At 32.7% G+C, this 11,693-nt stretch carries 14 protein-coding genes; 5 read left to right on the forward strand and 9 right to left on the reverse strand.

The window, feature by feature from the left end:
* Positions 1–18: 18 nt before the first annotated feature.
* Genes KWG70_RS11725 through KWG70_RS11745 form a run of 5 tightly spaced genes read left to right on the forward strand, consistent with a single transcriptional unit; the run spans position 19 to position 4,608 of the window.
* Positions 19–459, forward strand: a complete 441-nt coding sequence (locus KWG70_RS11725) for a nitrous oxide reductase accessory protein NosL (RefSeq protein ID WP_230936224.1) — start codon at positions 19–21, stop codon at positions 457–459.
* Positions 460–486: 27 nt separating this feature from the next.
* The gene (locus KWG70_RS11730) at positions 487–1,887 is read left to right on the forward strand and encodes a nitrous oxide reductase accessory protein NosL (protein WP_230936225.1); all 1,401 of its coding nucleotides are present in this window, start codon (positions 487–489) and stop codon (positions 1,885–1,887) included.
* Positions 1,888–3,132, forward strand: coding sequence for a nitrous oxide reductase family maturation protein NosD (locus tag KWG70_RS11735; protein ID WP_230936226.1), 1,245 nt, complete (start codon positions 1,888–1,890; stop codon positions 3,130–3,132).
* Complete coding sequence (locus KWG70_RS11740; RefSeq protein WP_230936227.1) at positions 3,126–3,833, forward strand: ABC transporter ATP-binding protein; 708 nt, start codon at positions 3,126–3,128, stop codon at positions 3,831–3,833. The genes KWG70_RS11735 and KWG70_RS11740 overlap by 7 nt, the downstream gene beginning before the upstream one ends.
* Positions 3,826–4,608: an ABC transporter permease gene (locus KWG70_RS11745; protein ID WP_230936228.1), complete on the forward strand. Its 783-nt coding sequence runs from the start codon at positions 3,826–3,828 to the stop codon at positions 4,606–4,608. The genes KWG70_RS11740 and KWG70_RS11745 overlap by 8 nt, the downstream gene beginning before the upstream one ends.
* On the opposite strand, the gene KWG70_RS11750 is transcribed toward KWG70_RS11745, so the two are convergent.
* The 9 genes from KWG70_RS11750 to KWG70_RS11790 all read right to left on the reverse strand — a co-directional run bounded on the left by KWG70_RS11750 (position 4,605) and on the right by KWG70_RS11790 (position 11,693).
* Positions 4,605–5,039 (reverse strand): RrF2 family transcriptional regulator, encoded by a 435-nt coding sequence (locus KWG70_RS11750; protein WP_230936229.1) that lies wholly within the window; start codon positions 5,037–5,039, stop codon positions 4,605–4,607. The two genes, KWG70_RS11745 and KWG70_RS11750, sit on opposite strands and share 4 nt — an antisense overlap.
* Before the next feature lie 103 nt (positions 5,040–5,142).
* A complete protein-coding gene (deoD, locus tag KWG70_RS11755) occupies positions 5,143–5,841 on the reverse strand; it encodes a purine-nucleoside phosphorylase (protein ID WP_230936230.1) in 699 nt (232 codons plus the stop codon).
* A gap of 94 nt (positions 5,842–5,935) precedes the next feature.
* Entirely contained in the window at positions 5,936–6,355 is a 420-nt protein-coding gene (locus KWG70_RS11760; RefSeq protein WP_230936231.1) for a CBS domain-containing protein, read from the reverse strand.
* A 93-nt stretch (positions 6,356–6,448) separates the two neighbouring features.
* Complete coding sequence (locus KWG70_RS11765) at positions 6,449–7,891, reverse strand: pyridoxal phosphate-dependent decarboxylase family protein (RefSeq protein WP_230936232.1); 1,443 nt, start codon at positions 7,889–7,891, stop codon at positions 6,449–6,451.
* Positions 7,892–7,955: 64 nt separating this feature from the next.
* On the reverse strand, positions 7,956–8,657 hold the full coding sequence (locus tag KWG70_RS11770; protein ID WP_230936233.1) for a sulfite exporter TauE/SafE family protein: 702 nt from the start codon (positions 8,655–8,657) through the stop codon (positions 7,956–7,958).
* Entirely contained in the window at positions 8,658–9,104 is a 447-nt protein-coding gene (locus KWG70_RS11775) for a FixH family protein (RefSeq protein ID WP_230936234.1), read from the reverse strand.
* 11 nt (positions 9,105–9,115) lie between these two features.
* Positions 9,116–10,540, reverse strand: a complete 1,425-nt coding sequence (gene ccoG / locus KWG70_RS11780) for a cytochrome c oxidase accessory protein CcoG (RefSeq protein ID WP_230936235.1) — start codon at positions 10,538–10,540, stop codon at positions 9,116–9,118.
* Positions 10,541–10,542: 2 nt separating this feature from the next.
* Positions 10,543–11,511: a cbb3-type cytochrome c oxidase N-terminal domain-containing protein gene (locus KWG70_RS11785; protein ID WP_230936236.1), complete on the reverse strand. Its 969-nt coding sequence runs from the start codon at positions 11,509–11,511 to the stop codon at positions 10,543–10,545.
* On the reverse strand, positions 11,508–11,693 hold the full coding sequence (locus KWG70_RS11790) for a CcoQ/FixQ family Cbb3-type cytochrome c oxidase assembly chaperone (RefSeq protein ID WP_230936237.1): 186 nt from the start codon (positions 11,691–11,693) through the stop codon (positions 11,508–11,510). The genes KWG70_RS11785 and KWG70_RS11790 overlap by 4 nt, the downstream gene beginning before the upstream one ends.

An 11,693-nucleotide genomic window follows, 5' to 3' on the forward strand; every position in this document is an offset into this window, starting at 1 on the left:
CACTAAAACACTAAAATCATGCAAACACTAAAACACTATTCAATTATTGCATTATTACTACTCTTATGTAGCTGTAATGTCTCACCAAAACCTATAGATTATGGAAATGATGGTTGTCATTTTTGTAAAATGACTATAGTAGATAAAGTACATGCAGCAGAAATTGTTACTACAAAAGGAAAAGTATACAAGTTTGATGCTACCGAATGCATGGTAAACTTCCTTGATGAATTTGATACCTCACAAATTAAACTGTATTTATCAAATAATTATACCGAGCCAGAAGCACTTATAGATGCTACTAAAGCTACGTTTTTAATTAGCGAGAATATCCCAAGTCCGATGGGTGCTTTTTTATCAGCTTTTGAGAATAGGACCGATGCAGAAAAGGCAAAATCTGAAAAAGGAGGAACACTTTACAACTGGAGTGAACTTCAAGATCATTTAAGCAAGAATTAAAATTTATTTCAATTAAAATCGAATCTTATGAAACGTATATATATGCTTTCAATACTCTTTGTATGTCTATTTTTAAATGGCGTACAAGCTCAAAACCCAGATCAATGTGTGCATTGCAAGATGACTATTGAAGATAATTTGCATAGAGCTTCGGCTGAAAAAAATGAAGAAATCATTCAGTTTGATGCTATAGAATGTCTTATCAATTATTTAAAAGTTACTAATGAATCATTAGTGTCTTCTATGAAAGTTTCAGATTATAATACAGGAGAACTCATAGATGCAGAAACGGCTATCTACTTAAAGAGTAAATCCATTCCCAGCCCGATGGGAGCTAATCTTTCAGCATTTAAAACTAAAGATATTGCTAAAGATGTTAAATCAAGAAAAGGAGGAGAGATCTATTCTTGGGAAGAGATTAAGTTAAAATTTAAAACTTCAAAATTTGGAGCTTTAGATCATACGCATCATGATCATAATAGACCTGATGCTCATGCACCTATTGGTGTGATGGGAGACCATTTACATCAAAAAGGTGGTTTAATGGTGTCGTTTAGATATATGAATATGGTAATGGATGGGAATAAATTTGGCACCAGTGATATTAGCAATAATGAGATCTATAATAGTTTTATGGTAGCACCTCAAGATATGACTATGGACATGTATATGTTGGGAGTTATGTACGCTCCTTCTAATAAACTCACATTGATGCTTATGCAAAATTATGTTACAAAAAGTATGGATCTTACTGCAAGAATGATGATGAATGAGATGGTTATGTTTAGAGATTTTTCTACGAGTTCTAGTGGGTTTGGTGATTTAAAAATTAATGCGATGTATGGCTTATTTAATAATCACAAAACAGCATTGCATTTAAATGCAGGGATTAATATTCCTATTGGTGGTATTAAAAACAGAGATGATACACCAATGTCAGATAATATGAAACTACCTTATGCTATGCAATTGGGAAGCGGTACTTTTGATATGACATTAGGTGCGACTTTAAAAGGTAATTATACCAATACATCATGGGGAACACAATTTTTGAGTATATTTAGAATAGGAGAAAACAGTGAGGATTATCGTTTTGGAAACCTATATCAACTAAATATTTGGGGTGCTTATAAGCTATCTGACAACTTTAGTATTTCTGCTCGTGTATTAGGATTAACAGAAGGCAATATTGAAGGAATGGATACAGAGCTCAATCCAATGATGGTGACTACGGCAAGTACAGCTAACTATGGTAGTGATAAAATAAAAACCTTTTTAGGTGTTAATGTGTCGTTTCCTGAAACGTCTAGTTTGAAAAATTTTCGCTTGGGTTTAGAGGCAGGGGGCCCAGTATATGAAGATTATAATGGTATTCAGATGAATGAAAATTTAAATCTCAATTTTGGATTAAAATATACTGTGTTATAAATGAAATCTCTGGTTCTACATATCATTTTATGCCTTTCACTACTAGTCAGTAGTATAAGTTTTTCACAAACGGTAGAGGTTTGTGATAGTTGCTCAACGACAACATTAAAAAATGCTATAGCAAAAGCCAACCCTTTTGACACTATAAGTATTAAAAAAGGAACCTATAAAGAGTATGGTATAAAAGTAGACAAACCGTTAACCATTATTGGTGAAGATTATCCTGTTATTGACGGACAATTAAAAGGGGAAGTGATTACTGTTATATCTGATAATGTTACTATAGACGGCCTTTTTGTTATTAATGTTGGAACAAGTTATACTGAAGATTATGCTGCAATTCGTGTTAGAAAGAGTAAGCATTTTGTGATTCAGAATGTGGTTTTAGAAAAACTGTTTTTTGGAATTTATATTGAAAAATCTAGCTACGGAAAATTATATCATAATAAGATTATTGGAGATGCTAAAGAAGAGTATAATTCTGGAAATGGGATTCAATTGTGGTATAGTAATCACATTGAAATTGAGCATAATTACGTAGAGCATGTACGTGATGGGATTTATTTAGAATTTTCTGATGATTGCTTAATCAAAAACAATGTTAGTGCCGAGAATTTGCGTTACGGATTACATTTTATGTTTTCTAATAATGATATCTATCAAGATAATACGTTTGAAAATAATGGAGCTGGAGTGGCAGTGATGTTCTCTAAGAAAATCAAAATGTATAATAATATTTTTAAAGAAAATTGGGGAACCGCATCTTATGGGATGCTTTTAAAAGAGATTAATGATGCCGAAATTATTGGGAATACTTTTGAAGAAAATACTATAGGAATAAACATAGAAGGCTCTAATAGAATTTTGTATAAACACAATAATTTTAAAAAAAATGGTTGGGCTGTTAAAGTCCGTGGCGCTTGTTATACAAATCGATTTATAGAAAATAATTTTCTATATAATTCATTTGATATTGCTTATAATAGTAAGATTAATGACAATGTGTTTGACCGCAATTACTGGAGTAATTATACAGGTTACGATTTAGATAAAGATGGTATTGGAGATGTACCGTACCGACCAGTAAAACTATTTTCATATATCGTAAACCGAACACCAGAAACCATTATTTTACTTCGAAGTTTATTTATAGACATTATTGATTTTTCTGAAAAAGTGTCACCTGTATTTACGCCAGACAATTTATTAGATCATAATCCGCTAACAAAAAAAATAACATGGTAAGTATTCAAGGATTATATAAAAAATTTGGAAAGAACAAAGTGTTAAGTGGATTAGACTTAGAAATAGAAGAAGGCGGCATCTTTGCTGTACTTGGACCAAATGGTTCGGGTAAAACAACATTGATAAAGTCTATTTTAGGCATGGTTATTCCTAATAAAGGAGAAATATCTGTACTTGGGAAAAACATAAAGAACAGTTCTAAGTATCGCAATAAAATTGATTATTTGCCGCAGATTGCCAACTTTCCAAGTAATTTAAAAGTGAAAGAATTGATTAAAATGATTAAAGATTTGCGTGGAAAAACTGCAGAAGACGAATCATTAATCAAGTTGTTTAAATTAGAACCTTTTTTAAATAAAAAGTTAAATACACTTTCAGGAGGCACCAAACAAAAAGTAAATATTGTTTTGACCTTTATGTTTGATAGCCCTCTAATTATTTTAGATGAGCCAACCACCGGATTAGATCCTATTTCTTTGATACGATTAAAGACGCTTATACAAACTGAAAAATCAAAAGGGAAAACCATTCTAATCACATCACATATTATGAGTTTTGTCGAAGAAGTATCAGACGAGATCGTGTTTTTGTTAGAAGGAAACATTTACTTTAAAGGGTCTATTTCAGAATTAAAACAAATGACCAGTCAGCCAGATTTTGAACACGCTATTGCGTCTATATTAACTACTAATCATGTTTAAAATATTAAAATATAGTTTTTTTGATTTAATGCGTAGTCGTTGGAGCTATGTCTACTTTGCATTTTATTTACTACTCGGAATTGTGCTTTTGTTTTTGAATAATGATCTTTCAAAAGCCGTTATAACATTAATGAATGTCATTATTGTGTTAGTTCCTTTAATAGGAACCATTTTTGGTGTCATGTATTATTACAATTCTAGAGAATTTACCGAACTATTATTAGCTCAACCTTTAAAGCGACCATCTATATTTTTAGGTCAGTATTTAGGTGTTGCTCTGTCGCTTAGCATGAGTTTGGTTTTAGGATTGGGAATCCCATTTATATTTTATGGTTTATTGAAGAGTAATGCTATTTGGGACTTTTCACTACTGTTGATTACAGGTGCTTTTTTAACCTTCATATTTACAGCACTAGCGTTTAACATCGCTATGTCTAATGAGAATAAAATTAAAGGGTTTGGATATGCCATTCTGTTATGGCTGTTCTTAGCGATAATTTATGACGGTCTTTTTCTAATGACTCTAATTATGTTTGAAGACTATCCGTTAGATAAGGTGTCATTAATTGGTACGATGCTAAATCCTATTGATTTATCTCGGACGCTTATTCTTTTAAAGTTAGATATTTCGGCACTGTTAGGCTATACTGGAGCAGTGTTCAAACAGTTTTTCGGCACAAGCTTTGGGCTTATTATATCTTTTATTATGCTTATAGTATGGGTAATCTTACCTGTTTTAAGAATACTCTACAAATCGAAACGAAAAGATTTTTAGATCTTTAAAAAAGAGGTTCCAGATGTAATATCTAAAGCCAATTGTTTTAGGTTGGTATTTTCTAACATGTCCTTTAACTCTGTTCGTACAATTTTAAATTTATCATGAACAGGGCATGGATGGCTTTCATCACAGGTTTTTAATCCCAAACCACAGCCACTATAAATAGCATCACCATCAATTGCACTTACAATTTGAGAAAGTTGTATTGAAGCAATATTTTCTTTATCAATTTCAAAACCACCATAAGCGCCTTTGACAGAATTGATAATATTGTGTTTTACTAAGGCTTGTAATATTTTAGCAGTAAATGCTTGAGGAGAATCAATTTCTTCGGAAATCTCTTTCGGACTAACACGTCTGTTCTCAAGAGAGTTAATCGCGATAAAAATAGTGGCTTTGATACCGTACTGACAAGCTTTAGAAAACATTAAATTTAATTTTTTTTGGTAAGATAAAGATACGGAAATATTTAATTAAGACAAAGATGTCTTAATTAGATTAATTGTCTTATAATTTTAAAAATGAATGCTGCTATAACGTACTCAATGCTATTTCTATCATCGTATTAAATGTAGATTCTCTCTCATCAGCTGAGGTATGTTCATTAGTAACTAAAGAATCTGAAATAGTTAATATAGATAGGGCTTTTATATTGTGCTTTGCAGCAATAGTATACAAACCAGCCGTTTCCATTTCGACACAAAGTACTCCAAATTCTGCCCATTTTTTATACGAGTCAAAATCATCTTCATAAAACTCATCAGATGACAAAACATTACCAGCTTTAATACTAATATTATTGACTTTTGCGTATGTCGCAGCCTTCATAAAGAGGTCAAAATTAGCCGTAGGTGCATAATCAGCATTTATGAATCGTGAATTATTGATGCCAGAATTTGAAGAGGCAGACATGGCAATAACGATATCTCTAATTTTTACTTCTTTTTTATAGGAACCAGCCGAACCAACACGTATCAGATTTTTTGCACCATAATTATTAATGAGTTCATGACAATAAATCAAACAAGATGGAATCCCCATACCAGTTCCTTGAACAGAAACACGTTTACCCTTATATTCACCAGTATAACCTAGCATTCCTCTAACATCATTGTAGAGTTTTGGGTTTTCAAAAAATGTTTCTGCAATCCATTTCGCTCGCATTGGATCACCAGGCAGTAAGACCGTTTCTGCAATCTCTCCTGATTTAGCTTCTATGTGTGTGCTCATTTGTGTTCGTTATTTTTCTTTATGAAATTACAAAATAAATCCTGAAAGATCCGATTAAAAACCTTTCAGGATTTAAGGTTTTAATGATGACACATTAAAACTGTTCAATCAAAAAATTTATCAAATCCGTAGTAGTAACAATACCAACCAATTTATTATTATCTACCACTGGCAATGCATGAAATTCTTTTTTTGCAAGCATTTCTGCTACGTCTTTTATAGTAGAATTTGAGCCTACGCTTACTACATTTTTTGCCATTACTTGCTCGATAGTGAACATATTATAAACTACAGTGTCTACATCTTGTTCGCCTTCATCTACGGCATCTGCAAAACTAATTCGCAGTAAATCGGTGTAACTCAACATTCCTATAATTTTATCTCCACTTACTACTGGAATGTGACGAATATTATTTTTTTTGAATAATAATTCGGCAGTTTCCAAATTGTCAGTAAGATTTAAAGTGATGATATCTTTTGTCATTATTGTTGAAATGGGCATTCTTTTTTTCATGATCTTAGGTTTTTAATTCTAAATTAAAGTTACTATAAGATGGGCTGAAATTATATGATATATATCAGCTATAAGTTATTTATTCTGAAGATGTCATGACATACTATTTTTAGCAATAGATTCACACAATGCTAGAGTGTCTTTTATATCATTAAGTGTTGTTCTTGGATTGATTAAGCACATTCTTAGAACAATTTGATTCTGGAGGATAGTCGTCACTAATAGTGCCTCTCTTGATTCCAATATTTTTTGAGATATATGTTGATTGAGTACATCTAATTTTTTTTCAGAGAACGCCATTTCAATAGGATTATATCTAAAATTAATAACCGCTAAGGTTGCAGGAGAAATGACTTCCCAGTTTGAACTTTTTCTTAAATAAGCTTCAACATTTTCGGTAAGATCAATAGAGTAGGATATAGCAGTTTTAAACGCTTCTAGTCCAAATGTTTTCATTGACATATAGAATTTTAAAGCTCTAAAACGTCTAGTGAGTTGAATGCCGTGATCATAAAAATTAATTTCCGAAGTATTACCTTCAATATCACGGAGATATTCAGGTTTTTCGCTAAATGTTTTGCTTAACCATTTATGATTACGTACGAGTAAACATCCCATTTCGTAGGGCTGAAATAGCCATTTATGAGGATCTATAGTTAAAGAGTCTGCCTTTTCTATTCCTTTTAGTAGTAATTTACCTTTTTTTGATAGTACAGCGGCTCCGCCATAAGCACCATCTACATGAAACCAGAGTTTTTCAGTTTTACAAATAGCGGCTATTTCATCTAAAGGATCAACACTACCTGTGTTTGTGGTTCCTGCCGAAGCGATAATACAAAACGGTTGGAGCCCTTTTAATCGGTCTTTAGCAATCGCATTTTTTAATTTATTAATGGCCATTTTAAAGGCAATATCTGTTGGTATGATTCTAACCTGTTCTTTCTTAAAACCTAATACTCTAATGGCTTTTATATTAGACGAATGTGCTTGATCAGACATGTAAATTATGGCCTTTGAAAAGTCATCGCCACAGCGTTGTCTTCTTGCAGTAACCAATGCAGTTAAATTAGCCATTGAGCCACCACTTGTAAAGATTCCTCCTCCTTTTTTCTTAGGGAATTTAAATAATTTCAATAGCCAATTCATGGTTACTATTTCGAGTTCTGCTGCAGCGGGAGAAGCCGCCCAACCGCCAGAAAAAACATTAAATCCTGTAGCTAACGTATCTGCCATAACACTAACATAATTGCTAGGTCCAGGAACAAAGGAATAAGATTTGGGATGTGATACGATATTGCTATTAGGTAATACTTCTTTAACAACGAAATCTAAAACATCTTGAAAATTGGTCTCTTTTTCTGGAGCTTCAATGTTAAAAAGCGTATCCATTTCTTCCCTTGATGCATATGCGACAGGTTTTTTTAGATGTTCTGTATCAAAATGATCAACTATAGAATCAATAACTTGATAACCATAGTTTTTCATTTCCTCTTTGTTTAGCTGTAATTTATGTGTATTATTTAAGTTTTTTGACATAATTGAAATGTATGAATACGTTGTCCCTTAGGGACGGTTTTAAGAAAACAAGATGCTCCTATTTTTAATGACAATCAATAGTACTAGAAGCCATTTCAGCAACTGGAGTAGGAGATAAGTAAGGAATTCCTAACCCCATACCTCGTATAATAAACAACAGACCAATAATGACCACGAAAACAGGGATAGCTTTTTGAATTCGACGCTTAACAGCTGTGTTTAAGAACTTACCAAGATATATTGCAGTTGTCATCAAAGGAATAGTACCAATACCAAATAGTAGCATGTATAAGGCACTGTATGAGGCATTTTGCATAGTTAAAGACGCTATAACTGCCATGTAAACTAAACCACACGGAAGAAAACCATTAAGAAATCCTATAGTTAAAAATGTGTCTGCAGTTTTCTTTTTTAAGGCTTTCCCTAAAGACGTCTTTACTTTTGAAATCAGTTTATATATTGGTTTAGAGAAATTGTATGTATTGAATTTTTGCACTGGGATAAGCACTATTACAATCATTAAAACTCCAATGGCAATAGATAACTGCTGTTGTATTCCAAAGAGGTATAATCCTTTGCCTACGAGACCAAATACTAATCCAATAAGACCATAGGCAAAAAGTCTTCCGAAGTGATATGCAAAGGTTTGAACTATTTTTTTTGTTGAGTTGCTTCTATCCACAGGTAGCATAAAGGCAATAGGACCACACATTCCAACACAGTGGAAGCTTCCTAAAAGACCAAATATGAGAGCAGACCAAAGCATTTAATACACGATTTCTTTTTTGTAGAGATATGATTTTCCTCTATATTGCCAATCCACTTTAATGTTCCAGCGACCATCTAACAAACGCTTGTCAGGTATGAGCAAATTGTGATGAGACAATGAAATTGCAGTTTCAAAGTCTACTTGTTCATTAGATGGTCTGTAAAGGAACACTTTTCCTGTAATTTGACTAATATCCATAGATTCTGGAAAGTTAATTTCCAGTCCTTTTTCTGTTCGTTTCCAAGTAATATTTTGAGCTAGATTTCTAGCGTTCTTTTCTTTGTCGATATCGTTTTGATACTCTAATTCTGCTTTGTAATAATCTTCAGTGACTAATGAGGTGTTATACTTTTCAGATGTATTCATATTAATTACAAAATACATGATGAAGCTTATAAAGCCTATAAATGCCAATACGATTCCTGTTCCCCAATTTAATTTCATAATACTTGGTTTTAATTATAAGTTCTAGGCCCTGAAAAACTAACAGTTGTGGTTTCTATGATTTCAGTATCATTGTAAACTTCAATCATTAGTTTTATAGTATCATCAGAGAGCTCACTTTTTTTGATTTCTATAAATAATGTACCTTCGGCTAAACCTTGAGCTGGAATTTCAAATGTTTCTGAAGTTGAAACCGGTTTAATCTCGCCTTCATACTTCCGTAATTTAAACCTTACATTGCTTATTGTGTCTGTTGTTTTATTTATTAATTTGTAGGTATATACATTACTAATAATATGTCCTTCTTTTAATTGATAGGTTTGTCCAGGCAGCTTTAGAATTTTAGCTTCAACTTCATTTCTCAATAGAAGTAAACCTGTTAGTATACCGACCAAAATGATAAGTACAGCTGTATATCCTTTTAACCTAGGCGTAAATTCAAATTTCTTTTTCTTTTCAATGTTATCTTCACTAGCATATCGTATTAAGCCTTTTGGTAAATTAATGCTTTCCATAATATGATCGCATTCATCTATGCACGCTGTACAGTTAACACATTCTAATTGTGTTCCGTTTCTAATATCAATTCCAGTCGGGCATACATGTACACATTGCAAACAGTCGATACAATCGCCATGACCAAGAGCGGTTCTATCTTCATTTTTCCTAAATTTTTTTCGACCGCTTTCCCCTTCACCGCGTTTATGATCATAAGCCACAACTATAGATTTATTGTCTAGTAGCACACCTTGTAAACGTCCATAAGGACAAGCGATAATACAAACTTGCTCTCTAAACCAAGCAAAGACAAAATAAAATACAGCTGTAAAAATTACAAGTGGAAGCAGCGTACTTAAATGCTCAAATGGTCCTTCGGTGATATATCTAATTAATTTGTCACTTCCAATCAAATAGGCTAAAAACACATTTGCTATTAAAAACGAAATCACTAAAAAAACGAACCACTTTATAAGTCGTTTTTTTATTTTCTCGGCATTCCACTTTTGTCTATCTAGTTTTCGCTGTTTATTTCTATCGCCTTCAATCCAATATTCTATTCTGCGGAAAACCATTTCCATAAAAATAGTTTGCGGACAAATCCATCCACAGAAAATTCGTCCAAAACCAACCGTAAATAGTGTTACAAATACAACACCAATAAGCATTGAAATTACAAATAGATAAAAATCTTGTGGCCAAAACGGAAATCCAAAAATATTAAAACGACGTTCTAGTACATTAAAGAGTAAAAATTGATTACCACTTACTTTTATAAATGGTGCAGCAAATAAAAATGCTAAAAGTCCGTAACTAACAATTTTTCGTCTTTCATAATAACGACCACTTGGTTTTTTTGGATACACCCAAGCACGTTTTCCTTCGTCGGTTACTGTACCAATCGAATCTCTAAATGTTTCGTTCTTGGGTGTTTCCATTATTATTGTTCTGTAGTACTAATAGAGTCTGTTTGTACTTCAATTGTTTCTGGTGCAATGGTGTCTGTCGCTTCAGTTTCTTCTTCTGAAACAGCACTGTCATCAACCCATATTTCGCCTTCTGAAGCTTTAGGTTTTTCAGGTGTTGTACCTTGAAATTTAAGAACGTAGCTAGACACTTGAGCAATTTCCGCAGGACTCAAATTTTGATTCCAGGCAATCATCCCTTTACCGTCACGACCACCTTCGGAAACCGTTTTAAAGACATTGTTGATGCCACCACCTAAAATCCAATACTTATCAGTTAGGTTTGCACCAATTCCACCGCCACCATCAATAGCATGGCAGGCCACACAATTCAATTCAAAAATTTCTTTTCCGCTTGCTAGATCGGCAGGGTCAGTTAGTACAGTTACTGTATTAAAATCGACTAGGTTTTTAGCATTCTTTCTATATTCTTCAAGTTCTATGTTAGCCTGAACAATATTAGCTTCTAACTCTTGGTACTGGTCTGGTCCATTAAAAATGTGATACTTGGCCATATATACAAAACCGAAGATAATAGACGCATAGAAACCATATAACCACCATGGTGGTAAGTCGTTATCTAACTCTTTAATACCATCATAATTATGATCAAGAATAATATCGTGTTCTTCTTCAATAGGTTTTTGTCCTAATGATTTTTTGTACAGTTCTTTAATCCAACTAATGAATTTTGGAGGAGCAGCTCTTTTCGCTTCATATCTAGCTTTAGCTTCCGCATCTAAACTTTGATATAATACATTATCTAGAGCACCAACAATAGCTTCGATCGCAACTAGAATAAGGAATACAAGTACCAAAAATAATGATATCAAAGGTTCTGCTATAAATGCTGGCTCATCGCCAGAATCAATAAAATATTCTGTAAGTCCGAAAATGATAAAGAATACAACAGGTACTCTTATCCATGATGGTATATTTCTCATAATTCTGATGGATTTTGGTTGTCTAATGGAATATTACTCACGGTAGTGATGTATTCTTTTTTTGCAGTTATTACCCACCAAAATAAGATGACAAAAAAACTGAAAAAAATAACTAAAGAGATCAAAGGATAGATTTCTATACCTGTGATACTTTCCATATGGTTTTTTACAAATTTTAGCAT

Origin of the sequence: Psychroserpens luteolus (assembly GCF_021032705.1) — a bacterium.
GTDB classification, from domain to species: Bacteria; Bacteroidota; Bacteroidia; order Flavobacteriales; family Flavobacteriaceae; genus Psychroserpens; species Psychroserpens luteolus.